The 26,911-nt window shown below is 63.0% G+C and carries 24 protein-coding genes and 2 pseudogenes; 11 read left to right on the plus strand and 15 right to left on the minus strand.

What is annotated here, in order from left to right; translation table 11 throughout:
• Window positions 1-104: 104 nt before the first annotated feature.
• Window positions 105-1,775, plus strand: coding sequence for a phosphoethanolamine transferase (locus A8M77_RS23445; RefSeq protein ID WP_143694734.1), 1,671 nt, complete (start codon window positions 105-107; stop codon window positions 1,773-1,775).
• Between the two features lie 2 nt (window positions 1,776-1,777).
• Here A8M77_RS23445 and A8M77_RS23450 read toward each other — a convergent pair whose 3' ends face one another.
• From A8M77_RS23450 to A8M77_RS23460, 3 genes are all read right to left on the minus strand, one after another.
• The gene (locus A8M77_RS23450; RefSeq protein WP_238136942.1) at window positions 1,778-3,046 is read right to left on the minus strand and encodes a heavy metal sensor histidine kinase; all 1,269 of its coding nucleotides are present in this window, start codon (window positions 3,044-3,046) and stop codon (window positions 1,778-1,780) included.
• A 53-nt stretch (window positions 3,047-3,099) separates the two neighbouring features.
• A complete protein-coding gene (locus A8M77_RS23455) occupies window positions 3,100-3,783 on the minus strand; it encodes a heavy metal response regulator transcription factor (RefSeq protein ID WP_086923922.1) in 684 nt (227 codons plus the stop codon).
• A 69-nt stretch (window positions 3,784-3,852) separates the two neighbouring features.
• Complete coding sequence (locus tag A8M77_RS23460; protein ID WP_086923923.1) at window positions 3,853-6,219, minus strand: heavy metal translocating P-type ATPase; 2,367 nt, start codon at window positions 6,217-6,219, stop codon at window positions 3,853-3,855.
• Between the two features lie 54 nt (window positions 6,220-6,273).
• Here A8M77_RS23460 and cadR point away from each other — a divergent pair, with 54 nt between their 5' ends.
• A complete protein-coding gene (cadR, locus tag A8M77_RS23465; RefSeq protein ID WP_086923952.1) occupies window positions 6,274-6,720 on the plus strand; it encodes a Cd(II)/Pb(II)-responsive transcriptional regulator in 447 nt (148 codons plus the stop codon).
• Window positions 6,721-6,788: 68 nt separating this feature from the next.
• Window positions 6,789-7,874: an IS630 family transposase gene (locus A8M77_RS23470; RefSeq protein ID WP_086923953.1), complete on the plus strand. Its 1,086-nt coding sequence runs from the start codon at window positions 6,789-6,791 to the stop codon at window positions 7,872-7,874.
• 80 nt (window positions 7,875-7,954) lie between these two features.
• Here the strand turns inward: A8M77_RS23470 and A8M77_RS23475 are convergent, their stop codons facing one another.
• Window positions 7,955-9,142, minus strand: coding sequence for a hypothetical protein (locus A8M77_RS23475; RefSeq protein ID WP_086923924.1), 1,188 nt, complete (start codon window positions 9,140-9,142; stop codon window positions 7,955-7,957).
• Between the two features lie 183 nt (window positions 9,143-9,325).
• On the opposite strand from A8M77_RS23475, the gene A8M77_RS23480 reads away from it, so the two are divergent.
• A protein-coding gene (locus A8M77_RS23480) for an IS3 family transposase (protein ID WP_443272268.1) occupies window positions 9,326-10,443 on the plus strand; the annotation gives its coding sequence in 2 pieces (ribosomal slippage) (window positions 9,326-9,581 and window positions 9,581-10,443; 1,119 coding nt in all).
• A 471-nt stretch (window positions 10,444-10,914) separates the two neighbouring features.
• On the opposite strand, the pseudogene A8M77_RS23485 reads toward A8M77_RS23480, so the two are convergent.
• Both A8M77_RS23485 and tnpB (A8M77_RS23490) read right to left on the minus strand, forming a co-directional pair.
• Window positions 10,915-11,349: pseudogene (locus A8M77_RS23485) on the minus strand (IS66 family transposase); the annotation flags it as partial.
• Window positions 11,350-11,444: 95 nt separating this feature from the next.
• Entirely contained in the window at window positions 11,445-11,795 is a 351-nt protein-coding gene (gene tnpB / locus A8M77_RS23490; protein WP_086923925.1) for an IS66 family insertion sequence element accessory protein TnpB, read from the minus strand.
• Window positions 11,796-12,187: 392 nt separating this feature from the next.
• Here tnpB (A8M77_RS23490) and istA point away from each other — a divergent pair, with 392 nt between their 5' ends.
• Complete coding sequence (gene istA / locus A8M77_RS23495; RefSeq protein ID WP_143694744.1) at window positions 12,188-13,702, plus strand: IS21 family transposase; 1,515 nt, start codon at window positions 12,188-12,190, stop codon at window positions 13,700-13,702.
• Window positions 13,699-14,175: pseudogene (locus tag A8M77_RS23500) on the plus strand (ATP-binding protein); the annotation flags it as partial. The gene istA and the pseudogene A8M77_RS23500, both read left to right, overlap by 4 nt.
• Window positions 14,176-14,231: 56 nt before the next feature.
• Here the strand turns inward: A8M77_RS23500 and tnpC are convergent.
• The 3 genes from tnpC to tnpA all read right to left on the minus strand — a co-directional run bounded on the left by tnpC (window position 14,232) and on the right by tnpA (window position 16,678).
• Window positions 14,232-15,806 carry an IS66 family transposase gene (tnpC, locus tag A8M77_RS23505; RefSeq protein WP_443272271.1) on the minus strand — a complete coding sequence of 525 codons (1,575 nt, stop codon included), beginning with the start codon at window positions 15,804-15,806 and terminating at the stop codon, window positions 14,232-14,234.
• An 81-nt stretch (window positions 15,807-15,887) separates the two neighbouring features.
• Window positions 15,888-16,238 (minus strand): IS66 family insertion sequence element accessory protein TnpB, encoded by a 351-nt coding sequence (gene tnpB / locus A8M77_RS23510; protein WP_143694735.1) that lies wholly within the window; start codon window positions 16,236-16,238, stop codon window positions 15,888-15,890.
• A complete protein-coding gene (gene tnpA, locus A8M77_RS23515) occupies window positions 16,214-16,678 on the minus strand; it encodes an IS66 family insertion sequence element accessory protein TnpA (protein ID WP_238136939.1) in 465 nt (154 codons plus the stop codon). The genes tnpB (A8M77_RS23510) and tnpA overlap by 25 nt, the downstream gene beginning before the upstream one ends.
• 266 nt (window positions 16,679-16,944) lie before the next feature.
• Between tnpA and A8M77_RS23520 the strand changes: the two genes are divergently transcribed.
• A complete protein-coding gene (locus A8M77_RS23520) occupies window positions 16,945-17,370 on the plus strand; it encodes a hypothetical protein (RefSeq protein WP_086923930.1) in 426 nt (141 codons plus the stop codon).
• Between the two features lie 169 nt (window positions 17,371-17,539).
• Here the strand turns inward: A8M77_RS23520 and A8M77_RS23525 are convergent, their stop codons facing one another.
• The 6 genes from A8M77_RS23525 to A8M77_RS23550 form a co-directional block, all read right to left on the minus strand.
• The gene (locus A8M77_RS23525; RefSeq protein WP_086923931.1) at window positions 17,540-18,367 is read right to left on the minus strand and encodes a hypothetical protein; all 828 of its coding nucleotides are present in this window, start codon (window positions 18,365-18,367) and stop codon (window positions 17,540-17,542) included.
• A 181-nt stretch (window positions 18,368-18,548) separates the two neighbouring features.
• Entirely contained in the window at window positions 18,549-20,042 is a 1,494-nt protein-coding gene (locus A8M77_RS36965; protein WP_238136940.1) for a transglycosylase SLT domain-containing protein, read from the minus strand.
• Between the two features lie 66 nt (window positions 20,043-20,108).
• Window positions 20,109-20,612 (minus strand): hypothetical protein, encoded by a 504-nt coding sequence (locus A8M77_RS23535; protein ID WP_086923932.1) that lies wholly within the window; start codon window positions 20,610-20,612, stop codon window positions 20,109-20,111.
• 55 nt (window positions 20,613-20,667) lie between these two features.
• Window positions 20,668-21,261 (minus strand): hypothetical protein, encoded by a 594-nt coding sequence (locus tag A8M77_RS23540; RefSeq protein WP_086923933.1) that lies wholly within the window; start codon window positions 21,259-21,261, stop codon window positions 20,668-20,670.
• Complete coding sequence (locus A8M77_RS23545; RefSeq protein ID WP_086923934.1) at window positions 21,258-21,620, minus strand: type II toxin-antitoxin system Phd/YefM family antitoxin; 363 nt, start codon at window positions 21,618-21,620, stop codon at window positions 21,258-21,260. Before A8M77_RS23545 ends, A8M77_RS23540 begins: the two co-directional genes overlap by 4 nt.
• 129 nt (window positions 21,621-21,749) lie before the next feature.
• The gene (locus tag A8M77_RS23550; RefSeq protein ID WP_086923935.1) at window positions 21,750-22,841 is read right to left on the minus strand and encodes a DNA-binding protein; all 1,092 of its coding nucleotides are present in this window, start codon (window positions 22,839-22,841) and stop codon (window positions 21,750-21,752) included.
• A 101-nt stretch (window positions 22,842-22,942) separates the two neighbouring features.
• Between A8M77_RS23550 and A8M77_RS23555 the strand changes: the two genes are divergently transcribed.
• The 4 genes from A8M77_RS23555 (at window position 22,943) to A8M77_RS23570 (ending at window position 26,911) form a co-directional block, all read left to right on the plus strand.
• The gene (locus A8M77_RS23555; protein ID WP_086923936.1) at window positions 22,943-24,127 is read left to right on the plus strand and encodes a site-specific integrase; all 1,185 of its coding nucleotides are present in this window, start codon (window positions 22,943-22,945) and stop codon (window positions 24,125-24,127) included.
• A gap of 4 nt (window positions 24,128-24,131) precedes the next feature.
• Window positions 24,132-24,620: a hypothetical protein gene (locus A8M77_RS23560; RefSeq protein WP_086923937.1), complete on the plus strand. Its 489-nt coding sequence runs from the start codon at window positions 24,132-24,134 to the stop codon at window positions 24,618-24,620.
• 210 nt (window positions 24,621-24,830) lie between these two features.
• Complete coding sequence (locus tag A8M77_RS23565; RefSeq protein ID WP_086923938.1) at window positions 24,831-25,583, plus strand: hypothetical protein; 753 nt, start codon at window positions 24,831-24,833, stop codon at window positions 25,581-25,583.
• A 278-nt stretch (window positions 25,584-25,861) separates the two neighbouring features.
• Window positions 25,862-26,911: a hypothetical protein gene (locus tag A8M77_RS23570; protein WP_086923939.1), complete on the plus strand. Its 1,050-nt coding sequence runs from the start codon at window positions 25,862-25,864 to the stop codon at window positions 26,909-26,911.

The raw sequence follows: 26,911 nt of genomic DNA on the forward strand, positions 1-26,911 counted from the left end.
CCGGGTCTACTGCCTGCGAAGCATCGGCTCGGCTGCCCTCAGGAGGTCCGAGCTGGGTCCGTCAGCTCACAGTTTTGGCGTGAACACACATTAAGAGTAAAGTCTTGAGCGAAGCACAGGCCGAACCGGGCCTTTCTACTGGCAAACGCGGGGGGATGCCCCCCATCTTGGCAAGCGCCGGCGTCGCGGCTTGGCTCGTTTTGATTGACAACGTCTCCTTCTGGAGGACGTTCATTGGAGCGCAAGACGGGGCCTTGTTGTCCAAGATCGCGTTGGCGCTAAGCGTTGCGTTAGTCTTGATTGCGGTACTAACCACGGCTTGCCGCCTGATTGCGACGCCTCGTGCGGGTGTCGCCGTCTTCGCGCTTCTGCTCATCGTTTCCGCAGGCGTGGCGCACTACCTCGACCGGTGGGGCGTGCTGTTCGACAAGGGGCTGATTCGCAACATCGTCGAGACGGATGTGCGCGAAGCACGGGAGCTCCTGTCATGGCCGGCGTTCATCGATGTGGCTTTGCGCGGTCTGCTGCCCGCAGCCCTGCTCTGGTGGGTTGGCATTCGGCGCAGCAGTGCGCCAAACGCCTTGCTGCAGACCGGGGGCGTTGCACTGTGTGCTGCCACGCTAGGCGCCAGCGTGATCTTTCTCTTCTATGGCGACCTGGCGACGACGTTTCGCAACCACCGCGAACTGCGCTTTCAGCTCGTACCGACCAACTACTTTAACGCGGTCTATGGTTTCTTGAAGGGCACCGACACCAAGCCTCGGTCATTGGCAGCTGTCGGATCGGACGCTCGCAGGACACGCATCGATGCCCCCCGTCCCCGCGTGCTGGTCCTGGTGGTAGACGAGACGGCCAGGGCCAGCAACTTCTCGCTTGGCGGTTACCAACGGGAGACCAACTTGGCGCTCAAGGGGAAGGAGATCGTCTACTTCTCCAACGTGTCTTCGTGCGGCACCGACACCGCCACCTCCCTGCCCTGCATGTTCTCGGACCTGGGCATGTCGAGGTTTTCACTCGATGCTGGACATGCTCGGGAGAACCTGCTCGACGTCCTGGTCAGAGCGGGTGTGACGGTGACCTGGCTCGACAACAACTCCGGCTGCAAGGGCGTTTGCGCACGAGTGCGCACTGAACAGATGCCGACGAGCGGCGATCCAAAGTTGTGCATGGACGGATCTTGCCAGGACGAGATCTTGGTGCCGGCGCTAGACCAATTGCTGGCCAACGTCCGCGACGACAGCACCATCGTCCTGCACAAGATGGGAAGCCACGGGCCATCCTATTTTCGTCGCTACCCGGCCCCGGGACGCTTTCAGCCGACCTGCGACACCAACCGCGTGCAGACCTGCACACGTGAGCAGTTGGTAAACACCTACGACAACTCAATCGACTACACGAGCCGTGTTGTAGCAATGGTGCTGGATGCCGCCCGCGCCCGCGCGGCGGAGTTGGACATTGCCGTGCTCTACGTCTCCGACCATGGTGAAAGTCTCGGAGAGAACAACATCTACTTGCATGGTCTGCCGCGCCTACTGGCGCCGCCCGAACAGACCGCCATTCCGATGATGGCGTGGCTGTCCGCAGGGGCAAGCAGATCACTCCCGCTGCGGCCGCAATGCCTGGCGGCCGTCTCCGGGAAGGCCTTCTCGCACGACAACCTGTTTCACACCGTCCTCGGCTATCACGCGATCGACACATCTGCCTACCGGCCTGATCTGGATATCTTCTCAATCGCGCGGTCCATACCAGGGTGCGAGGGAAACCAAGACCGCTGAGATCAGGTATTGGTCGAGTCGTGAGCAACGGTGAATCCGATGCGGGTCACACCTCGGGCGCTGCTGGCGAAGGTGCTTCCTCCGTGCATCCTGGCGATGGCCGCGACGATCGAGAGGCCCAGACCATGATGGCTCGAAGAACCGGCGCGGGATTGGTCCGCCCGGTAGAAGCGCTCGAAGAGGCGGGGCATCGCTTCCTCGGAAATGGACGGGCCGAAGTTGACGACGCTGATCTCCACGAGCCCGGCCGCGCGCTGGATCTCTACAAGAACCAGCGTCTTGGGCCTAGCGTAGCGGACGGCGTTGCTCACAAGATTGGACAGGGCGCGTCGGATCAGGCCCGCGTCCATGTGCACCTCGGCATCGCCCTTCACCTTCAGCGTGAGCTGTGCTTCCTCCAGCGCGGCCTCGTGGAATTCGGCGACTGCTTCGACTTCCCGCGCGAGACTCCCTGCTTCGTTTCGGCGCGCCTTGGCTCCGCGATCTGCTTTCGACAGGAACAGCATGTCCGTCACAACACTGGACAGTCGGCGGGCTTCCTCGAGATGCGAGCTGAGCACCTCCTGGAGCACGGCCTGGGAACGTGCCTGGCCGAGCTCGACCTCGACCTGCGCGATCATGTTCGACAGCGGTGTGCGCAGTTCGTGGGCGACATCGGCATTGAAGGCTTCGAGTTGCGCATAGGCGTCTTCCGCGCGCTGAAGCAAGGCGTTGAACTGTACGATCCAGGGTTGGAGCTCGCTCGCATAACCAGATGCTTCGATGCGCAGGCCCGGATGATGCGGCCCTGCGGCGGCCGTCTGGGCCGCCAGCCGATTCAATGGCCTCAGCCCCCGACGCACGAGCAGCGCACCTGTGAACGACACGAGGACCGTGCCGAGGCCTGCAGCGCCCACCAGCGTCCAGGCCAGCCGTTTCAGCAGAACTTGGTCCCCTCCGACATTCAGTGCCAACTTGGCTTCGACGGGCTGATCTCCGAGCGCAATGCCATCGAGCGTCACGACCCGGCTGGTCCAGTTCCTGGGATCGACCAGTCGCTGCGACGAGTAGATCCGCCGGGATCCTGCCCAAAGCTCGACCGCAGCTTCGGGGTGCGTCAGGAAATAGTCATTGAGCTTGTGTTGCAGCGCCCCCAAGTCGAGTGGTTCGCGGGTCTCGCGCACGACATGACGGACGAGCTCGATATGCCGGTCGAACTCCTCTGCGTGCTTGAGTTCGAAACTCCAGCGCGTCACGCCGTAGACGCTGGCGCACGCCACGCTCAGGCCCACCAACGATTGGACTGCGAACCACCGTGTCAGGGATGCCTGGATCGACCTGGAAGTCACGCGAGATCGCCGTCCCGACGCTCCAGCACGTAGCCCATGCCACGCACCGTGTGCAGCAGTTTCACATCGAAGGGATCGTCGATCTTGCTGCGCAACCGACGAATTGCCACTTCCACGACATTGGTCTCGCTGTCGAAGTTCATGCCCCAGACCTGGTCGGCAAGCACGGCACGGGAGAGCACCTGCCCCTGGCGGCGCAGCAGCAGGGACAGCAGGGCGAACTCCTTGGCGGTCAGGTCCAATCGTTTGCCGCCGCGGTTGGCCTTGCGGGTTGTCAGATCCAACTGCAGATCGTCCAACGTGTGGCGCGCGGCTTCCTGGAGCGGCCCGCGTCGAAGCAGAGCGCGAACGCGGGCGAGCAGTTCGGTAAAGGCGAAGGGCTTGGCCAGGTAGTCGTCCGCGCCACTTTCCAGGCCTTTCACGCGGTCTTCAACATCATCGCGAGCGGTCAACATCAACACTGGCATGGCCGACGACTTGCGCACCGCCTCAAGAACCTTAAAGCCGTCGATGCCGGGAAGCATGACATCGAGAACCAAGGCGTCGTAGTTCCCGGTCAAAGCCATGTTCTTGCCCTCGATCCCGTCACGGGAAAGTTCGACGCTGAACCCACTTTCCGCCAGCCCCTTGCGGAGGTATTCCCCGAGCTTTTGCTCGTCCTCGACAACCAGTATGTGCATGCTGTAATGCTAAATCCGTGGGGCGGCTGACTGATTACATTTCGGTTATCTGGCCCGCGTCGCTCCGGTTCAGCGCACCGATTCAGGCGCTGTCTTCGCCTTCAGAAGTCGGAGCCCATTCCCAACCACCAACAGGGTGGCACCCATGTCCGCAAAAACCGCCATCCACATCGTTGCCGTGCCAAACAGCGCGAGAACGATGAACACAGCCTTGATGCCGAGCGCGAGCGAGATGTTCTGAATGAGTACCGTGTGGGTGATGCGAGACAACCGGATCGTCTCGGGGATTCGCCGTACGTCGTCGTTCATGATGACCACGTCGGCCGCTTCCATCGCGGTGTCCGTGCCCGCCCCGCCCATCGCAAAGCCGATCTCGGCCTGCGCGAGCGCTGGCGCATCGTTAATGCCGTCGCCGGTCATCCCCGTCGCGCCGAAGCGCTTACGAAGCGTCTTGATCTCGTTGAGCTTGTCTTCCGGCAACAAATTGCCATGCGCCTCATCGATGCCGGCCTGCCCGGCGACCGTCTTTGCAGTGGCCGTGTTGTCGCCCGTGAGCATGATGGGCGTTACGCCCAGCGCCTTCAGCTCCGAAACGGCCTGCCTTGACGACTCCTTGATGGTGTCGGCTACGGCAAAGATGGCGAGCACACCCGCATCATTGGCGAGCAGCGTGACGGTGCGTCCCTGTGCTTCGTGTTCGGCGAGCTTCGACTCGATGTCTGACGAGCACTGTTTGCGATCCTCAATGAGCCGGTGATTCCCAAGCACATAGGTTTGGCCATCCACCCTGCCCTGCGTCCCGCGGCCCGCCAGGGCCGAGAACTCCTGCACGTCCTGGGTCTGCAGGTTCAGGCCTTGCGCAATTGCCTTCGACACGGGATGGTCCGATCGCGCCGCCAGGCTCATGCCGATCCGCCCGACCCCGTCCTTGTCGGCGCTACCGTCCAACGTCACCCATTCGACCAGCTTTGGCTTGCCCTCGGTGATCGTGCCTGTTTTGTCGAGCGCGATGGCTTTCAGGTTGCGCGCATCTTCCAGATAGGTACCTCCCTTGATCAGGATGCCACGCCTGGCGGCTGCGGCCAACGCGCTGACGACGGTGACGGGCGTCGAGATCACCAGGGCACACGGGCAGGCAACCACGAGGAGCACCAGGGCCTTGTAAACCGCCTCAAGCCACGTGAGACCCATCAGCCAAGGGGTCAACAGCGCGACAGCGATCGCGAACACGAACACCGAGGGTGTGTAGATGGCAGCGAAGCGATCGACGAAGCGCTGCGTGGGCGCGCGCGTGCCCTGCGCCTCCTCGACGGCGTGGATGATGCGCGCCAGCGTGGTGTTGGCCGCCGCCGCGGTGACACGAAACTGCAACTCGCCGGTCTCGTTGATCGTGCCCGCGAAGAGCATGTCGCCCACAGTGCGATCCACCGGAAGGCTTTCACCGGTGACCGGCGCCTGATTCACGGCGCTGCGCCCCTCGATGACCACACCGTCCAACGGGACGCGGTCACCTGGCTTGATTCGCACGATCGCATCCAATTCGACCTGCTTCGAGGGGATGGCCCTCCAACTCCTGTCCGGCTGCAATACTTCGGCTTCTTCCGGCGCCAGGGCGATCAGGCCCTTGATGGCATTGCGCGCGCGGTCGGCAGCGCGTGCTTCGATCAGCTCGGCGATCGCGTAAAGCGCCATGACCATGGCTGCTTCCGGCCACTGTCCGATGATGAACGCACCGGTCACCGCCACACTCATGAGGGCGTTGATGTTGAGCTTGCCGCGGCGAAGCGCCATGAACCCCTTGGTGTAGGTCTCGACGCCGGAAAGCCAGATGGCGACCGCCGCCACCACCAAGCCGATGTACTTCATAGCAGGCGCGTCGCCCGTCAGGAAATGGGCGCCCTCGGCGACGATCGCGAGAGCCAAGGCGGCGCCCAGCCGCCAGGCGCCCGTTCCATGCCCGTGCTCCGCATGGTCGTGCCCTGCATGGTCGTGGCCCGCGTGGTCCCCCCCGGCACCCGCCTCCGCCGTGACGGGCGTCGGCTCGTAGCCGGCCTTCTTGATCGCAGCCACCGCCAAGGGCAGGACTGCTTCAGGCGCATGGATCGCAAGCGTGCGGGCCCCAAGCTGGAAGTTAACGCTCGTGATGCCGGCCACCTTGTCGAGCGCGCGCCGGATGTCGCTCTCCTCGACGGCACAGTCCATGGTGGGGATTCGGAACACGCGGGCACCTGCGGGAAGAGGCGCCTTGAACTGGACATCCCCTGGAGCGCAGCAGCTGACGCCCACGGTGGACGCGACCTTGGCATTCTCTGAGCAACAAGTGCCGGTATCAGACGCCGCTGCCGGTGCCGGTGCCGCGCAGGACCCACCCCCGCAGCTGGAGCCCGATTCGACACCGGCTTCTCGGGCCTGATGAGCAATGTGGTCTTCTTTCATCCCCCAATTTGAAACCTTGTAGTGGGTATAAAGTCAAGGGCGAAGGGAATGACCATGAAAATCGGCGAATTGGCCAAAGCGTCCTCCACTCCGGCTGAGACCATCCGCTTCTATGAGCGAGAAGGCCTGTTGCACGAAGGCGGTCGCACCGAAGGGAACTTCCGCATCTACGACCAGAGCCATGTCGAGCGGCTGATTTTCGTGCGTCACTGTCGCTCGCTCGATATGGCGCTCGACGAGATCCGGCAACTCCTGCGCTTCAAGGAATCCTCGCTGCAGAACTGCGCCGGAGTCAACGAACTCCTGGACGATCACATCGGCCATGTTGCAAAACGCATAGGCGAGCTTCTCGCGCTCGAGCAGCAACTGAAGCTATTGCGCCAGCGGTGCGGTCAGGCAACAGAAGTGCAGGCTTGCGGCATCATCGAGAGTCTTTCGGAAGAGCCACCAGCCCCGCAGCCAAGCCCGCGCGGCCGCCGGCACGTGCAAGGGACGCACTAGTGCAGTGCGCTCGAAATAGAGGAACTTAATCTATGCGGCACACTCCGACGTCGATGGAGGTCGCAGCCATGCGCATTGCCCCGAAGATCGAACTGAATGCGGTTGTCGAACGAGAGTTGACGGCATTGGCGCGGCGAGGCCGCGTCGAGGCTCGTGTGCAGCAACGGGCCAGGATCGTGCTGTTGGCCGCTGAGGGTTGGCAGAACAAGGACATCGCCGTCGAGGTCGATCTCGATCGGCGCCAGGTGGCCTTGTGGCGCCAGCGCTTCCTGGAAGGCGGGGTGGAGGCCCTGATGCACGATGCGCCGCGCCCCGGGCGTACCCCCAGCGTGACCACCGCCGAGTTTGAGTCGACCATCGTGGACAAGACGCTTCACGAAAAGCCCATCGCCGCGACGCACTGGAGCACGCGCACGCTGGCCGCGCAGCTCGGTGTGGGACCCACGACGATTCGCCGCGTCTGGCAGCGCAACGGCCTCAAGCCGCATCGGCAGAAGACGTTCAAGCTCTCGCGCGACCCGCGCTTCGAGGACAAGCTGCTGGATGTCGTGGGGCTGTACCTCAATCCTCCCGAGCGCGCCCTGGTGCTCAGCTGCGACGAAAAAAGCCAGATTCAGGCGCTCAACCGTACCCAGCCGGGCTTGCCGATGAAGAAAGGCCGCGCCGGCACCGTCACGCACGACTACAAGCGCCATGGCACGACCACGCTGTTCGCTGCCTTGAACACCCTGGACGGCACCGTGATCTCCATGTGCCAGTCGCAACACCGGCACGCGGAGTGGCTGCACTTCCTGCGGCTGATCCAGCGAAAGACGCCTAAGCACCTGCAGTTGCACCTGATCGTGGACAACTACGGCACCCACACGCACCCGGAGGTTCAAGCCTGGCTGACCAAGCACCCGCGCTTCGTCGTCCACTTCACGCCCACAAGCGCGTCGTGGCTGAACATGGTCGAGCGCTTCTTCCGCGACATCTCGCAGAACCGCATCCGGCGCGACAGCTTCACCAGCGTGCCTGAGCTGGAATTGGCGATCGATCTCTATGTCGAACACCACAACGCGAACCCCAAACCCTTCATCTGGACCAAGAGCGCGACCGACATCCTGGCCAAGGTCACGCGAGCCAAGGCCGCCCTGGCGCTGAGCAAGAAATAGGTACATATTTACGTGGCGCACTACACTAGCCACGAAAAGACCAGGATCCGGTCGAGCCCAGAGGGGCAAGCGTGGCCGACCTACTTCGAGATCGTTATCGCCGGTCCTACCGGAGCAACCGTTGAAACGCTCATCTGAAAAAGCTGGTAAAGCAAGCTGAAGGCCTTTTGGTTCCACTGATACCCGTCTTGATTCCGGACGGCATAGTAGTAGCCTAGCCATTCCACCGACAGATCCGCGCTCGATGGCGAACGGCGCGTCTCGCTGATTTCCAACGTGCTCACCGGGTTCTCCATCACGGACGGCGTGCGTGCATCAGGTGGCACATCGAACTCCGGCTCCTCTTCCATACCGCGCCCAATGAAAGTCAAGATCTCATGGAAGCTGCGCAGGCGGAGCCGGCCGTGCATGGGGAACTCGCCCCCCGTGTAGCCCTCGCGGATATCCACCAAAATGTCGTTGGGCGGCGCCTCTTCTGCTTCCGCATGCAGTTGCAGTCGCTCCTCGTTCGGCAGGGCCGCCGGATCGTAGTTGGTGATCATGACCCGGCCGTTGACCCGCTTGGATACGAGGTACGCACGTTTGTCCGCAAGATAGTTCAGCGAGAAATCTTTGTAGATCGAAGCGAACGTTTCAGGCGTGACAGCGTCGGCCGGCACGGTCCAGGAGCGCTGGAAATGCAACGGCTCTACATGCAGTGAGTGGCGGTCCTGGATCGAAGAAAGGTGCGACATTACCCGGCGAAATACGACGTAACCTGCTTGGTCTGACGGCCGATTGTGGTGAATTGCAACCTTACCCGGCCCGTCCGCCTGCAAGCGCAGTTCGCCGCCCAGCAGACGCAACAATGAGTCCACGTCATAGCCCTGGCGCAGCAGCAGCGTCAACTTCTGCTCCTGAAACGGTGTCAGGAGCCGCTGCGTGAACTCTTCCCCTTGCATCGGCGAAATGCTGATGGTCGGGTTCTCTTCGGCACTGCTGCCGATGAGCGGCACCAACAGTGCGCCGCGGTCGCCGGTTGCCGCCGCTGCCACGCCGGCGTTCACCGCGAACTTGTAAGTCGCAGCAATGCTGGAAATGGACGTGAAGTGCATTGGCTGATTGCGCCGAGCGCGCGCGATGTTGAGCAACAGCTGCTTCGAGACGCTATCGGTCGTCGTCGTGTCGTAGGCCAATACCGCGCGGTCGAGCGCCAGCGTCGACCCGCAACCGGTGGCCCCGACAACCGCGGCGCCGCAGACAACGGCCAGCAAGAATCGTTTGAACATGCGTGGCATTGCTCTCCTCCAATTTGAACGTGATCAACCTTCTGGATGGGGTCAGTGGTCGTATTCTCGTCTCGATCGAATCCACCCAGAACCGATCTGACGTCTCCCCGGAATTCCGGACTTTTCAAAACTAGAGGTAAGGTGGCTTTTTCGGCCGGCCCGTGAGGGCAGGAAGGAGAAGCGATGAAGAGGTCGAGATTCAGCGAAGAGCAGATCGCCTACGCGTTGCGGCTGGCCGAGTCGGGCACGCCGGTGGTCGATGTGTGCCGCCAGATCGGCGTGTCCGAAGCGACGTACTACACCTGGAAGAAGAAGTTCGGTGACTTGGGCGTAACCGAGCTCAAGCGCTTGAAGATGCTCGAGGACGAGAACGCCAGGCTGAAGCGCATCGTGGCCGACCTGACGCTGGACAAGCAGATCCTGCAGGAGGTTGTCCGAAAAAAGCTCTGAAGGCTGCCAAGCGGCGTGAGCTGGCAGCCTGGATGCAGGAGCGCTTCAAAGTGAATGTGCGCAGGTCGTGTCGATTGGCGCTGCTGAGGCCCTCGGTCTGGTATCAGAAGAGCGAGGCGCGCGATCAAAGTGCGTTGCGGTTGCGCATTCGGGAGATCGCCATGGACCGACCGCGATTCGGGTATCTGCGCGTCCTGGTCATGCTCAAGCGCGAGGGCTGGTCAGTAGGCAAGAAGCGGGTCTATCGGCTGTACCGGCTGGAAGGCCTGCAGCTGCGCATGAAGGTCAAACGTCGCAAGCGCATCAGCCTGCAGCGCGGCCGACCGGCGCCGGCCACCGGGCCGAACGAGCACTGGAGCATGGACTTCGTACACGACCAGATGCTCGATGGCCGGGCATTCCGAGTGCTCACGGTGATCGATCAGTGGAGTCGCGAGAGTGTGTCTCTAGAGGCCAACTTCCGGCTCACGGGGCGATGCGTTGGGAAGGCCCTCGACCAGGCTGCCATCGAGCGTGGGTGGCCCAAGGCGATCACGGTGGACAACGGCACGGAGTTCACCTCCAAGGCGCTCGATGAATGGGCCTGGCGACGTGGCGTGAAGCTCGACTACACGCGCCCCGGAAAGCCCACGGACAACGGGTTGATCGAGTCGTTCAACGGTCGCCTGCGCGACGAGTTCCTGAACGTCAACGAGTTCATTACGATGCAGGATGCGCGTGAGAAGTTGAAGGCATGGCAGCATGACTACAACCATCAGCGCCCACACGGATCACTTGGCCACCTGACCCCCAGTGAGTTCGTCAAAAAGAGGTCAGATCAACAAGCCGAAAACCGCCCAACTCCAGTTTAGAACTGACCGGATAAGGGGGAGACGTCAGTTTGTCCAAGTTTCGGGGGTCAGATCAGAGTTGAAGTGGACTCGAGGCTCCTATCCTCCAAGCAAGTTCTCAAGATGGTCGGACTGGACGCTCACGAGTAAGCGGCCAGCCGTCCCATCTTGATTTCGTTGAGCACGCAAGGCTCCACTACTCCACTTAACTTCTTGGTGGAGAAATGGACACTTCAGTTGCGCTTAGCGGCGAGTGTCGCCGGCGACGCAAGCACAGCGCCGAGTTCAAGGCGCACGTCGTGGCGGCGTGCCATGTCCGCGTTCGGAATCGCACTTCCGGTGGGACATAACCCATCTGCTCAACGCAATCCAGGGTGAGCTGGCCAAGGCGCAGCAGGAAGACCGGTTACCCGATCTGGTGGTCACCGTGCAGGAGCAACTCAGACGCGTCGATGCGCTGCAAGATGACATAGACCACATCGGCCATCGGTGCATCTGCTCGCTGACCTCGGCGCCGATCTCGACCAACGCGTGGCCATCGTGAGCGCAGACACGCTCGGACTCTGGCAGCTCGTGACGCACGATGTCGCGCGGCAATGCAGGATCCAGCGGCTTGCGGCCGCGCTTCTTGCGCTGGCGGCCAGCGACCGGCGTCGAGTCCTCATCATCGATTTCGGCCGGCAGTGTTTGCGCGGTCGGCGCGAGCGCCTCGGCCTCGTTGAGGAACAGGTCCTTCTGGTCGGTGCCGCGGGCCTCGCTCTTGGCGGCGAACAACTGACCCTGCAACGCTCCCAAGCGCTCCAGCGCCAGGTCCCGCTCGGTGGTCACCACGCGCAGTTCGCCGACGAGAGATTCGCTGTGCCGAGTGGCATCGGCCAGGGCTTGCTGCAGGGCTGCGAATTCTTCGGCGGTGGGCATCTGAACCATTGCCTGCTTCGATCGACATGACGTACAAGCGTTCCTCGAACATCGCATTGTCGAGGAAGATTCGGCAACTATTTTTGCAAGCTGCCGGTGAGCGTTCAGGCCACTCGCTCGGAGAAGCGATGGGGGTGCTTCTGGACCACCGCGAGATCAATTCCATCGAGCAACCAGTGCAGTTGCTCCACCGTCAACGTGGGCACGGTGGCGACACCGGGCCAGATGAACCTGTCCTGCTCGAGACGCTTCATCAACATCCAAAAGCCGTTTCGCTGCCAGCCCAGAATTTTTACGCGATCACGTCGCCGATTCCTAAAGACGTACAGCGCCTCGGCAAACGGATCCAACCCGAGGGCCTGCTCGACCAAGATCGCCAGACCGTAGAGACCGACCCGGATGTCGATGGCCTCGCGATGCAGGTAGACCTTCAACCCTTCGTCGAAGCGAAACACCGCAGTCTCCCGAGCGCCTCGATCCTCGCCAACGCCTGCTGCATGTCGCAACCACGCAAGTCGACCACAACTCCGTTGGGAAGGCGTGCCTGCACATCCATGGATGACGTCTCTTCCTGGCACGCCGCTGCGACTTCGAGCGCCACGAATGCCGGCGTCTTCGCATCGACAACGTCCACGCTCGGCGCCGTGCTCTTGACTGCGGCGCGTCAATCAGGATGAGAAGAGCGCGTCAATCAAGGTGAGAAGGATGGCGTGGGCTGGAGGTTGGCGGGCGTAGCCCGACGACCTCCGGCCCACGCCGGCGACAGGTTTGCCCATGGGGCGCCTCGTCGGTGATCGCGGTGGAATCAGGTATGGAAGAGGTTTCTCGATCTTGCGAGGCCTTCTCTGTGCCTGGACGTCACATCCACGATCACCAAATGAGGTTGTTCATGAAGCTCAGGCTATCCAAGTCGTTGCCGGTGGCAGCAGCGCAGGCGGGGTTCAGTATTGCCACGGCGTACCGCATTGAGCAGGATCAACGCCTGCCGTCGCAGAAGAAGGAGCAGCCGCGCGGGCGCCGCCGCCCGGACCCGCTGGCTGACATCTTCGATTCCGAAGTCGTGCCGCTGCTGCAGGCGGCACCGGGCATTCGACCTGTCGCGATATTCGACGAGTTGAGCCGCCGTCACGAAGATCTGTCACGTGGTGTTCGTCGCACGCTTGAGCGACGCATTCGAGCATGGCGCGCGCTTCACGGCCAGGAGCGCGAGGTGGTCTTCCGCCAGGTTCACGAGGCGGGCCACATGGGGCTGTCGGACTTCACCGAAATGGGCGATCTGGTCGTCACGGTGGCCGGCGTGCCACTGGAGCATTGCCTGTATCACTTCCGCCTTGCCTGTTCAGGCTTTGAGCATGCGCATGTGATTCTCGGTGGCGAGAGCTTCGTGGCGCTGGCCGAGGGGCTGCAAAGCGCACTGTGGATCCTCGGTGGCGCGCCACGCGAGCACCGCAGCGACAGCCTGTCGGCGGCATTCCGCAACCTGGACCGCGTGGCGCGCGACGATCTGACCACGCGCTACGACGCCCTGTGCGCCCACTACTTGATGCATCCGAGTCGCAACAATCGCGGCGTCGCGCACGAGAACGGGACTATCGAGAGTGCACACGGTCATCTGAAGAGCGCAATCGGCGACGCGCTGCTGCTGCGCGGAGGCACCGAGTTTGCTGACCTTCAGGCTTATCGCTGCTTCGTCGACGAGATCGTCAGTCGCAAGAACGCGCGCAACGCCAAACGCATTGACGCCGAGCGAGCGCTGCTGCAACCATTACCGCCGGCGCGAAGCTGTGACTATGAGGAGACCTACGTCTACGTGACCTCGTCGGGCGGCTTCACGCTGCGCAAGGTCTTCTATACCGTGCCGTCCCGCCTGATCGGTCACCGGCTGCGCGTTCGTCTGTACGACGACCGGTTGGACCTTCTCCTGGGCGCAACCCAACTCATGACGCTCGAGCGCGGTCGCGGCGGCGCCAATGGCAAGCACGGTCACGTGGTGGACTATCACCACGTCATTCATGCGCTGCGGCGCAAGCCCATGGCGCTGCTGAGGCTGGTCTACCGCGATCAGCTCTTCCCGCGCGAAGCCTATCGGCTCACCTTCGAGTTCCTGCGCGAACAGCTGCCCGAGCGCGCCGCGTGCAAGGCGATGGTCGAGCTTCTCAGCCTGGCACACGACCGGGCCTGTGAAGGCCAGTTGGCCACTATCCTGGCTGATGATCTCGCCAACAAACGACTGCCTGACAACAACGCGCTGCTTGCGCGCTTCGCTCCGGACCCTGCGCGCCTTCCAGAGGTGTGCGTGCAACTCGCCTCCCTGAGCGCCTACGAGGTCCTGGTCGAATCGGCCGTGGGAGTCGAAGCATGAGCGAAACCCTCGATACCACGCGGCTCACGTTGCTGCTGACCGAGTTGCGCTTGCCGGCGACCAAACAAATGTGGACGGGCTTCGCCGAACGCTCCGACAAGGAGGGCTGGCCCGCAGCCCGGCTTCTCATGGCCTTGGCCGAGAATGAACTGGCCGAGCGCGATCGTCGGCGCATAGAGCGACACCTGGGCGAGGCAAGACTGCTTCCCGGCAAGACGCTGGACAACTTCGACTTCAACTCGGTGCCGATGATCTCCAAGGCGCAGGTCTCGGCGCTGTGTGCCGGAGATGAATGGTTGCGCAACGGCGCCAATCTGCTTCTCATGGGGCCTCCGGGCGGCGGGAAGTCGCACTTGTCCTCGGCCATCGGCCTGGCCCTGCTTGAGAAGGGTTGGCGTGTGCTCTTTGCGCGCACCTCCGACCTCGTGCAGCGACTGCAGGTTGCAAGGCGTGAACTGGCGCTCGAAGCGGCGTAAGCCGTCATTCAACTGCGCCCTTGCGCTCGGCATGACCGGCGTGCTGGGACTGTCTAGGCGGCTGGAAGCGCGATGTTCCAGGGCAGCAGGGCTTCGTAGTCGTCCGCTGTTTGCGCCAGTGGCAGCCTTTTGAACAGAGCCACGAGATAGCGGTATGGCTCGATCCCATTTGCCTTTGCCGTCTCGATGAGCGAGTACAGGTTGGCGCTCGCGTTGGCCCCGCCCACGGTGTCGGCGAACAACCATCCCTTCCTTCCAACGACGAACGGACGGATCGCGTTCTCCACCGGGTTGGAGTCCAGCGGCCAGGTGTCGCTCTCCAAGAAGCGTATGAGCTTGGGCCACTGCCCGTGCAGGTAGTGCAGGGCCTCGCCCAGCAAACTCGTTGGCGCGACGGCGTGCAGATTCATGAGCAGCAGTTGCTCGATGTTGGCCACCACCGAGGCGCTGTAGCGCTTGCGCAGCCGCCCGCGGCGCTGCGGCGACCACTTCTCGGCTCGCGCCTCGGCGCGGTAGAGCTTGCCGATGAGTTTGACGAACCGTGTGGCCAGCTGGTCCGGCGACCGGGCTGCCTTCGGGAGCGCCTCCTCAGCCTTGACGAAGGGCCTGCGCGCATGAACCCAGCATCCAAGATGCGTCAGACCATGGTCCGCAGCGATGCCATCATAGACCTGGTAGCCATCGCTCACGAACGTGGCCCCGCGCCGGATTCCGGCATAGAGCTTCTCGGCATGTGCGGCGCCCCGCCCGGGCGCATAGGCGAACAAGCGCACCGGCGGTCCGCTGGCGTTCATCTGCGCCCACATGTAGCTCTTCGTCTGCGCCTTGCGCCCAGGCTCCTTGAGCACCTGCACAGTGGTCTCGTCGCCATAGATCAGGTCCGAGTCCAGCAGGCGATCGCGCAGCAGGTTGATCACGGGCTGCACGGCCAATCCGATCCGCACGACCCCGGCGGCCAGCGTATTGCTCACGATGTTGCCGCCGAAGCGGCGCAACAGCACCGCCGTGCGATACAGCGGCATGCCGAACTGATACTTGCCCGTGATGACCCAGGCCTGCGCCTCTTCAGTAAGAAGCCCTCGCGGGATGATGCGCGCCGGCGTTGGCGCGACCTTCAGGCTCAGGTCGCAGCAGGGGCAGGCGTACTTGATGCGGTGATGTTGGAGTACACGAACCTGCTCGGGGATGACGTGCATCTGCTCGCTGACCTCGGCACCGATCTCTACCAGGGCGTGGCCATCGTGACCGCAGATGCGCTCGGACTCGGGCAGCTCGTGGCGCACGATGTCGCGCGGCAGCGCTGGATCCAAGGGCTTGCGACCGCGCTTCTTGCGCTGGTGACCGGCGACGTCCGTGGATTCCTCGTCGTCGCTTTCGGCCGGCAGCGTCTGCGCGGTTGGGGCGAGTGCCTCAGCCTCGTTGAGGAACAGGTCCTTCTGCTCGCTACCGCGGGCCTCGCTCTTGGCGGCGAACAACTGGCCCTGCAAGGCTCGCAGCCGTTCCAGCGCCAGGTCCCGCTCGGTGGTCACCACGCGCAGTTCGCTGACCAGAGATTCGCTGCGCCGAGTGGCCTCGGCCAGCGCTTGCTGCAGGGCTGCGAATTCTTCGGCGGTGGGCATCTGAACCATCGCCTGCTTCGATCCACATGGCACGCAGGCGTTCCGGGATCATCGCATCTTCATGCGAATTCTTCGCGCCGCTGCCCTCGCTCAGGCCACGCGCGCATACAAGCGCTCAGGATGCTTGCGAACGACGGCGAGGTCGATGCCATCGAGCAGCCAATGCAGCTCTTCAACCGTCAGCTTCGGCACCGACGCTGCGTCGGGCCAGATGAAGCGATCCTGTTCGAGTCTCTTCATCAACAGCCAGAAGCCGTTGCGGTCCCAGGCCAGGATCTTCACGCGATCGCGTCGACGATTGCGGAAGACATACACGGCCTTGGCGAACGGATCCAGGCCCAAGGCCTGTTCGACCAGGATCGCCAGGCCGTTGAGGCCGACACGGAAGTCGATGGCTTCCCGATGCAGGTAGACCTTCAGCTCTTCGTCGAAGCGGAACACCGCAGGCTCCCAAGCATTTGAATCAAGTCGCTGGCCTGGCGCATATCACATCCACGAAGATCAACCACCACGCCGTTGGGCAACCGCGCTTGCAGATCCACGATCGTCGTGGCCTCCGGCTTCGTCGCCTCGATGGTCACCGAAACAAAGGCCTGTTCCGGCAACTCTGCGTTGGTGATCGGCACGACAGCGGGCGTCGACGCGCGCTCATGACGACGAATCCAGGCGCTCAACTGATTCGCGTTGATCCCGCACTCGCGAGCGATCCTCGCAATCGACATCCCCGGCTCGCGGCACGCGAGAATCAGATCCCGCTTTGCCTGCGCGTCATAGACACACCGCCCATCGCGTTTGCGCCCGACAACCAGGCGCTTGCCCAACTCCGACAACCACTCTGACATCACGTTCCCATGTTGCTGTACATGGGAACGTAGCTTCATGGTCCATGGCGGCCGCCGCAAGGACGGGGTTTATTGAGCGCTTACGATTGGTTCATCGGGAACTCCTACGCGGTCCCGAGCAATGTGCATCTGCTCTCGACAGCGTCCTTCCTCGATGGTCTCGAGAAGGCGGGTGTGATTCCTTCTGCGGCGGAGGTCCGAAGACGCATCCAACAGCAGCGTCCAGGGCTGCGCCCGCCTCACGAGGTGATCATCGATGTCGCCTCGTCGATCGCAGGCGCTGCGCAGATAACCGGAGATCCAGCATGAAGATAACGAAGTTAGAGGTTGCCGTCTGGCAACTAGATGCCGCGATCAAGTTGTTCCTCGAGGGTGACTACCTGTCATCGCTCACGCTGGCGGGAGCGGCAGAGGAAATACTTGGAAGTCTGTGCAAGAGGGCGGGAAAGCCGGTCGCGGTTGAACAAATTGCGGAGTTCCATTGGGACGACACTGACCAGGCACTAACAGACAAGGAGCGAAAAACTGTCCTGCTGCGAGTTCTGAACCGTGGGCGGAACGAGGCCAAGCACGCCAATAATCCTGACGAAACGGATTTCACCGTCGAGCAGGTCTATCCCCTTCAGATGATCATGCGCGCGATGCCAATGGCCAGATCCCTCGACTCATCTCCCCTCCGAGAGGCAGAAATGGTCGCTTGGATCAAGGCGCACCCAGAGGCAACGCAGTGACGTACAAGGGCTTCCAAAGGGGCAGCTGATCGGCGCCAACGAAACGCAAGTGGTAGCTGGACACGATGGCTCTCGCGGGTCTTGATTCCGTCAGACGTGGCCGCCAACAAGGGACCGGAATTCTGCGGTTCGCGACACGGGTGCGAAAGCCAAGCGCCACAGCATGAGATCACCCCGAACTTGGTGCGCCAACTTCGCTCGCGACCTTGCCCTTCCTTTCCGCGGCCGATCGGCTCGCCATCCAGAGGTCCCACAGTTCCCAAGTGACGGGATCATCGTAGTGCAGTATCCAGGAGTTACGGGACAGCATCTGTTTAACGCTCATTCCCCTGGCCTTCATCTCGGCCTCGAACGCTTGGCGATTCTCATCAAACGCTTGGGCCGTGGCGCCAGCCGGATCGTGCGGCCCCTGGGGGCGTTGGCGCTTGCCGCGGCTCTTGGTGGCATTCTTGCTATCAATAAACGCGCCCATAAGAGCTCTAGTTGCATTCAGTGCTGCCGGACGCATCTTCTCGCTGATACGCTGCTGAAGCTCTAGAGTTACTGGCTCATCCAAATGCTCAATCAGAACCAGCTTTGCAGCAATGAGCGAGGCGATTAATTCATTGCAGCTGCGCACGCCATTCTCCATCTTTGGCAGCTGAGTCACCGGGATCGTTTGGAGCCTTGAGAGTGCCGCCTCGGCCCTGGCAAGTTCAAAACGGACACTGCTGTCCTTCCAATGGCCTTCGAGGAAGCCTGGCTTTTTGGGGTCATCCCATAGTGCGCGGACGTCGACAAATGTTTGCCGGATGAAGGCGTATAGCTGCGCGATCTGCTCCCGGTCTTCCTCAGCGCTGCGATCGTGCTCCTTCTTCAGTTCTCTTTGGAACTGCCACTTGGCGACTAGAAAGGCGCCAACGATGGCGATGACAGACCCCACGGCCTGAGCCCAAGTGGCATAAGCAACACCTTTTGGGCTGGTGAGCCAGACCTGCAAGGCCTGCAAATCGTTCATAAGAAGCACCTCCTACTCAAGCAAACGTATCGATGCTGGCGCTGATAAGTGGATTCGGGACATCTATGAGCCCTACCGAAACTCAAGATGGGGCGGCTGGACGCTCACGCTTCGGGTGCGGCATTGCGTATTGCCGCATCGCGCCATCGGGCTCGTCGTTGGCAGACCTCCGTGTCGGGGTTCATTCCTTGGAATTGCTGGTCGATGCTACGTCGTTGACATAGATCCACTTCTTCTGCGCCGCGAACACCTGCGCGGGGAACTGCCGGGCACGAGCAACGCTCGTCGGGATCGCATGACTGTCCGAGTAGTAGGCGACAAGCGCTGCGGCGGTGTTGCCCCGATGCTTGTCGAGGTAGTGGCGCAGGATTACGCAGCCGTAGCGCATGTTCGTCTGCATGTGGAAGAGCAGTGCTGAATTGCTATCACCAAGCTTGCCAGTCCACGAGGGATTGACGCCCATGTAGCCGCGGCTTCCGGAACCCTCCATCACAAAGTACTTGCGAAACGACGACTGCAACTCGATGACGGCCAAGACAAGGGAAGTGTCCAGGCCGGCCCGTCGGGCCTCATACCAGACTGTTTGGAGGAACTCAATCCGCGTGGGCGCGGGCCAATCAGGGATCGTTACATTCAGTCGCTCTGACTGTGTGCCAAGCCATCGCAGATATGCAAGCCGAGAGTCCACGTCCTTGAACTCAGGGACCGGGGGCGCCGGTAGTTCTGGTTGGACTTGTGGCGAGACAGGCGCCGCTGCGGTGGTGCCGGCGGGAGGAAGTGGCTGGATCTCGAGCTTCTGAAAAGCGGCCTGCGCCTGACTCTTCGCACCGCCCTCACAGGCGTTGTACTTACGTGTGCGTTGGATGTACTGCTCGTAGCGTGCCCCCCCAGCTTGCTCCAGAGTCCGCTTGCCCTTCGCTTGAGCTAGGTCAATGATCAGCGCGTTCACCCATTGTGTGGTTTGAGCCACATAGGTCGGGTCGTAGTTGCAGCGGGCGATCATCATCTCGTCGAACCACGGTCGCCTGCCCGACAGGGCAAATCCTTCGTCCATCGTCGGCCAGAATACTTGCGACGATGCGTGATCGATCATCTTGTCGATTAAGGCCTGAGGGACCTGCTCGCCACGAAGATACTCGGACACCGACTGCATAGCCTGGCGCTGCATCGCTGCGATCCGATCCGGAGACTCGTTGCTGTAGGTGGCGGCGCTGAAGTACGGACGATGCAGGCCAATGCCAAAGTGGCGGCCGCCAGCTTCGACGTTCATGGTCGAGCGTTCGACGCCTGCGGCCCAGACCAGGAAGCATGAGCTGACGCAGGTTAAATTCTCAACCTTCGAACTCTCCACCTTCGAGTTGGTCAGGCGCATGGTGCTGGTTTGGAGCAAAGCGCGTCGCACAACGCCTGCAAGCTCCAGTGCTGCTTGGACACTGCCTCCCGGTGAATCCAGGAAAAGGATGTTGTAGTAGCCCGTGACCGGGCGTTTGGCCAAGACTGCGCCAAGGCGTTCGGCATCACCGGCACTGATTTCCCCCTCCATACGGATGACGCAACCGTACATCCGAGTAGGGTCGCTGCAATCCGGCGCGAATGTTGCCGCTTGAACACCCATGCAGCAAGCGCCCAGCAGCCAGCAAGCCATTGCCAGCGCCTTGAAGATCCCGAATCTCATGAGTCCCTCCGAAGACGCGATGCTATCGGACCTCTGATTGTCCCAGGACGGCGCAAAGGGGCCTACCTATGGCGCGGCCGAAGAATCGAAGAGTTGCCTTACGCCGGTTACTGCGGCTTTGACGGGGGCGACCGTGATGGCGATGTGCTCGAAGACGCGCGGAGGATTCAGATCTCCGGCGTAGTTGGACCACGCAATGTGCCGAAACTCAAGCGCTTCCTTCAAGCACTTCGCGCCGGCGGCGTCAAGGAGTGGCTCCCGATCATCCGTTGCCGTGCTCGCAAGATGAATGAGGTCCTGGTGCCAGCTCTCGCTCACCGGAAGCTTGCCGGCGGTCTGCTCGACCGCCTGAGTGAGCAGACTCTCAATCTGGGTGGAGATGCACTGGATGTGCTGCGTGATGCCGGCCGCGTGGAAGGAGGTGTCATAGATCGCTGGGTGCTGCGACTTCAGGCCCTGTTGACGCGCATCGGCTTCCAGCATGACTCCCAGAGCCCGTTCGAGTTCGACGGCCTTCGAAAGCAGGAGAGTTTCCAGGACGTGATCACCCACGGGCGCATGTTCCTTCATCAGAGACCACCTCGCGAGGTGGCAAGCAGGCTGGGTTCATTGCGAGGGATCGGCCTCACCCATTCGGGGCGATGCGCTCCGGCCAATCTTCGTCGGCCACTGCCTCGTCTCCGGAGAAGCGCAGATGCCTCTGCAGAATCTCGTTGCCTCGCAGATCAACCGCGCGATCGAGGATCGCTTGCGCATCGGCGAGCTTTCCATGGCGCTGAAGGCCGAAGAGGAACTCTGAAGTCGAGGTCACCGCAACGTCATCGGGCAGGCGAACGAGGAAGTTTTGCTTGCGCACCATGCTGTCCTCGAAGACGAGGATGGCGCCAAAGTCGGCGTTCTCGAGCTCGCGCGCGAGAACCTCGGCAGCGGCCTGCTCCCCGCGATCCTTCGTCTTGGTCAAAGGGTTCACGCCACGCAGCACCTCGAACTCCTCGAACACTTCAGTGCTCGCGACTCGCACACGATGAGGCTCGTTGGCCCGGATCCATTCGGCCACCTCCCGCGCGCCCGGCTTGTCCAGATCGCGAATGACTTCGAACCGGACCATGTCGGGAATGATCACCGGCAGGCCGGGGAGGAGTAGGGCGTTGAGCGCGGCGCCGGCAGCCAGTGTGATCAGGGGGCCGGAATCCGTGACGATGAGAGCGAGGGACTTCATTTGCCGCCGCTCAACGCCTGCTCGAAAAGAGCGTCCTGCTCGGGTCGGCGCTTCGGGGAGACGCGCGGCAAGGGCAAGCCGCGCTTGCCCAGCTCGACCAGGACCTCGCCATAGGCCAGGCCTGTCGAGCGCGCGAGCTCCGCCCAGGTCACGGTCCCTTTCGCATACAGGCCCAAGATCAGCTCGAGTTGAAGCCGGTTCTGCGACTCGGCGCCGGCGCTGGGCCCGGCGGCCGTGAGAACGCCCACGGCACGGCCGTTGCGCGTGATGGTTACCGCACCCTCACCAGGCAGCGATGCCAGCAGCTCGCCGAGCCTGGTCTTGGCGTCCGAGGCGGTGATTTCGCGAAGGGCTTTCATGGCGCGATGGTAGGCGGATTGATCAAGTTGGGCAACTTGATCAAATCAGTCGATCCGGGCGGGGTTGGTGGCCTCCGTTCCAAGCTGCCATGGGACTACACGAGCCCTGCGCTGTTGATCCGTATGGGCTCATTTGAGCGACCTTCTGGCGCGCGCTCCCTGCGGCTTTTCCTCGCCGATTCCCTTGGTCTCCAACTGACGAAGCGCGGCCGCCGCGGCGGCATGGCTCTCTCGCAGCTGCGTGATCTCGCGATCGGACTGTTCCGCCTGGCGCTGCAGCTGGGAGGCGAGATCGGCAACGCGCTGCTCGGCGGCGGCTTCCCGCTCGCGCCGGGCCGCCAATTGGACCTCGGCCTCCAGCAGCTGGCGCGCCCAGGACGCCGCGTCGGTTCGGCGGGCCGATTGCTCCTCGTGCAGGCGTTGCTGCGCCGTGGCCATGGCGGTGCGGGATGCTTCCGATTCGGCGGCGCGCGCCTTTTGTTCCTTGGCGAGCTCCGCGTTCGCCTGGCGCGTGGCCATTCGCTCGCGATCGATTTCCGAGAGCAGGCGTCGCTCCTGGGCCAGGTGCCGCTCTTCGGCGTCAGCTGCGGAGCGCTGCTTGGCTTCCAGGTCCGTTGCCGCCTTCTCGCGCAGATCCTCCTTGCTCTTCAGCGTTACTTCGAGGGCCTTGCGAAGCCGGCGTACCTCGGCCTCCGAGTCGCCAAGGAGGCGAGCCGCTTCCTGGTGCCGGGCGTGCATCTGCGCTTCCATGGCGGCCACGGCCTGGCGCGATGAGGCGAGGGCTTCATCGAGGGCGACACGGGCCTGTTCGAAGGCGCGCTCGCGCTGCAGTAGATCGGCTTCCTTCTGGGCGATGGCGGCGCGCTCGAGCTCGAGCTGGCGCCGCACCGCCTCGGACTTCTGGATCTGCACCTGGTCAGCTTCGCGACGGGCGGCCTCCCACAGCTGCATGAGGACCAACGGGACTTTTTCCGCCTCGTCCGGTTCGCGTGGGCGACCCATCAGGCGTGCCGGCAAGCGCTCGAACCAGACGTCGAGCATGGGGCTCACGGTGTTGGGTGAGCCACCGCCCAGGTGCTGGCGCACCCGCTCGATGGTGGGCTTCACACCTTGGGCCACCAGGGCATCGGCGGCGGCCAGGACGTCCTCGAGCTGCACGCCGCGGGGGCCGCGCCGAGCGGCGGGCCGAGTCGCAACGACGGTCGAACTTTCATTTGGCATGGGGCTGGCTTTCGGGCTATATTAGGCTGGATAAAGGAGGGTTACCCGGCCTTATCAATTGGTATGAAATAGTATACCATACACATAACGTAAGAGAACAAATGAAAATAGCGCCGCCGCCACCCCCCGCGCCCGTCCCGCTCAGCGCCGGCCATGCGCTGCTGGACCCGGGCGCGCTGTCCCGCCTGACCGAGAAAGCTGTGCGCGAGGTGACGCGTCAGGGCCAGTCGGCCAACACGCAGGCCTCCTACGCCGGCGCCATGCGCTACTGGGCCGCTTGGTATGGCGCGCGTTACGGCCAGGCCTTGCACCTGCCGGTCCCGATTCCGGTGGTCGTCCAGTTCATCGTCGACCATGCGCAGCGCCGGGCGGAGGACGGGGTGGAGGCCGGGCCGGTGAAGACGACCAGGAAGCGCGTCCACCGCGCAGCGGGCGGCCCGGCGGCGCCGCAGCAGGAGCTCGTCCACGACCTGCCCCCCGTCATCGATCAGCAGCTGGTGGCCCAACGCTACAAGGGCAAACTCGGCCCCCTGGCGCTGAACACGCTCGTGCATCGCATCGCCGTACTGTCCAAGGCGCACCAGGTGGTGCCCGACATGGACAACCCTTGCAACCATCCGGGCGTGCGCGATCTGCTCAAGAACGTGCGCCGCGGCTATGCCGATCGGGGGGTGCGCGCGCACAAGCAGTCCGCACTCACGAGGGAACCTCTCGAGGCGGTGCTGGCGACCTGCGACGAGTCGCCCCGCGGCAAGCGCGACCGCGCCCTGCTCCTGTTCGCCTGGGCCAGCGGCGGGCGCCGCCGCTCCGAGGTCACCACCGCCACCATGGAGAACCTGCACAACCACGGCGCGCGCGGCTTCGTCTACGTGCTCGGGCGGTCCAAGGCGAACCAGGAGGCCAAGGACGACGAGTCCAACCACAAGCCGGTCTCCGGCAAGGCGGCGCAGGCCCTGCGGGAGTGGCTCGCGCTCAGCGGCATCTCCGAAGGTCCGATCTTCCGGCGCCTGCGCAAGGGCGGCAAGGTGACCGCGGACGCGCTCGATCCCGAGGCTGTGCGCAAGATCGTCCAGCGGCGCTGCGCGCTCGCGGGGCTGCCGGGGCAGTTTTCTGCGCACTCGCTGCGCTCGGGCTTCGTCACCGAGGCCGGCAGCCAGGATATCCCCGCCATCAAGGCGATGCTCCTGACCGGCCACAAGAAGGCGGAGACCTTCATGGGCTACTACCGAGCTGGAAACGTGCTCAAGAACGAGGCCGGCCGCCTTCTGGACGATGAGGACGATTGACGCAATGGCCGGCGCCGCGGCGAGGCGCGCTCGCGCGACGGAGTTCGCATGGGGCGCCATCCAGGGGCAAATCGTGTTGCCGGATGAGGTGGCCGGCGCCGCGCGGGAGGCAGGTGCCCTCGCCTATGCGCAAGCCGAGGCCGAGGAGTTCTGCGCCGAGAGTGTGGTCTGGCTGCCGGACGCCGCCTGGATGCGGCTGTGCGAGCCGCTGTTTCCCGCCGGCGCGCTGCTCGAGCTCGGCTTCGTTCGGACGCCAGGCCAGCGCTCGCGTGTGTACAGCACCCACGGAACGGATGCGCATGAGGACGACGAAGGGTCCGTCTTCGTGCTCGTGCTGGCCAACGATGGCCTGACCTTCAAACAGGGCCGGCAGTCCCATCGAACCGCGCCCGGCCAGTGGTTCGTGTTCAACGACCGCCAGACGCACCTGGTCAAGGAGACGGCCAGGTCGTCCTCGTACGTTTTCTGGCACGTTCCGCTCTCACGGATGTAGCGCAGGAGGGAAGGCGCCCAGCCGCCCAGTAGCATGTCGTTTTCTTTCGCCGCGGGGCGCCGCGGCGCTGACCGGAGGGGGCTCAAATGAGCAATCGGCGGTTGGCAATCGTCGAGGTATCGCCCGAGTTTCCAGAGTGCATGAAACTCGCGTTCCCGCAGTAGACGACGTTAGGCACGGGGGAGTACCGTTCTATTTTCATGAGGGATAGTGCAATTGTCCGAATGCATTCAGCTGATCCAGGCGGATCCAAACAAGGCGATCGAGGGCTTGTGGCTGGCGCTGCAGGCGGCGGATGCGGCGCTGCCTGAACTGCCCGCAGAGGGCGCCGGGGAGAGCGCCGGTGACATCATGAGCGTCAGGTGGGCCCGCAGCATGGCGGAGTCGTTCTTTGCCTGCGAGGTGATCGATCGAGGCCGCGGCGAAGTCTGGGAGGCCGGGGTCGCCCATCCTGGCTGCGAGCATCCAGTGGCCTTCTGGCGCCGCATTCTTGGCGTTGACGACGCCCCTCCCTCGCCCTGGCAGGCGGCCGTGGCCGACCGCTTCGACCTGCGGCCCTACGAGCCGCGCACCGAGCCGACCTTCCTCAAGCTTTGCCAGGTGTACATGCGCGACGCAGAGACGTTCTTCTCCGACGATGCTGCGTCGCGCGAGCAGCTCCAGCAGGATGTGTCCTATTGGCGGGACTTGGCCAAGAGGCAGGTGAAGGCGCATCGTGCTGAGCGGGCCGCCGATCGCGCGCGAATCGAGGCGTTGAGCACCGCCGGTACCGGGCCGATTCAACCGGCTGCCGAGCCGGAGCGAATATGGCGCTTGGACGACTGGAGGACTGGACGGCCGAGCACTGCGATCAGATCGTCGTTCTCCCCCGCGCCATTGCGGCCGCAAAGAAGTCGGAGTACCACGCGCCGCAACATGTCTTTGACGCGCTGGAACTCCTGGCCAACGAGTACCCCAGACTGAAGAGCGGCGAGATTGCTCACGCTCATTTCACGCAGAGATGCGCCGAGGTCGGCGTCGACTACAAGCGATCGGTGGACCGCAGCATTGCAGGCGAGGCTGGCGAGGAATACTTCGTGCGATGGAAGGGGCGCAGACGCTTCCTGAACCACCATCTCTGCCGGGGAACCGCGCGCGACCCGCGCTTTACGATGCGAATCTATTTCACCTGGGACGATGAGGACCAGGTTGTTGTCGTTGGGTGGCTGCCCTCACATCTCACCGCCAGCATGAGCTAAGTCATGAGCAAGAAAAATCCAGCCAAAGAGCGCGCGCGAGAGAAGCGGAAGAAGCAGGCACGACTGCGCGCCGCAGAGCACCAGAAGAAGCAGCTCAGGCAAGAGGCAGCGGGATGGGCATTTTTGAATGGCGAGGCCTCCGCTCAGGCGATCGCCCTCTTTCTAAATGGCTCAACTCGCGCGCCGGCGCCCACGGAGGAATTAAAGCATCTTGTGGAACAGCTCGGCGAAGTGCGCGGGCCCATCAACGACCTCGTGGCATCGATCAACGACGCGACGCAGATGGGGCTACGCTTCGCGCACCCCGTGCCAAGCCACTTGCACCTGCTTTCGGACGACAGCGAAGGCCTTTGCCTTGTCCCGCACTCCATCATTGAAGAGTTCGATAGCGTCGAGGGCATTTCTTATCGGCCGATTGACCGTGCGTTCGCCGACGATCCTCATCTGCTTGTTGGGGCCTGGCTCGTCGGGCTCGTGTCGCCGAACACACCTGACACCTGCTTTGCCTTGTGTGGAAATCGTGAGGGTGCCCGAGCTTGCTTCGTGATCACCGGCGAGGAGGAGTGGAGCCCCATCTACGATTTGAAATCGCTCACGAAGATTCTCCAGGCCACTGTGGACTTTCTGAAGTGGAATGACCATCCCGAGACCCTCATGGCCCGGGCGGCGGACCTCATTTCTGCCAGAGGTGAACCAGCTTCTGAAATGGACCGTGAAGAGGCCATCGACCTGCTGCGGGATGCGCAGGGAAATTGGGCAAGCGAGGTCGTTTCGCTGGCCAGGCTACGAACGGAGGATGTGCGAGTTCGCGACGAAGAATTGGACCTCATCACTGACGAACAGGACGGCCTTCAGTCGGAGTTGGTCAAGGCCGAAAAGGCTCTGCGGCGGGCCGCGGATGAGAAGCGTGTATTGGAGCAACGTCTGGCGCGAGCCGAGGCTCGCGCCCTCCTCCAGTCAGACGCGCCGCAACCGTCGAGAACGTCGCCGGCGCGGGACGTCTGCGAGGCGCCCGTCGTGCCGTTGGCGACGCGGCTCCGGTCGATTTTCTGA

This window comes from Variovorax sp. JS1663 (assembly GCF_002157355.1).
GTDB lineage: Bacteria > Pseudomonadota > Gammaproteobacteria > Burkholderiales > Burkholderiaceae_C > Variovorax.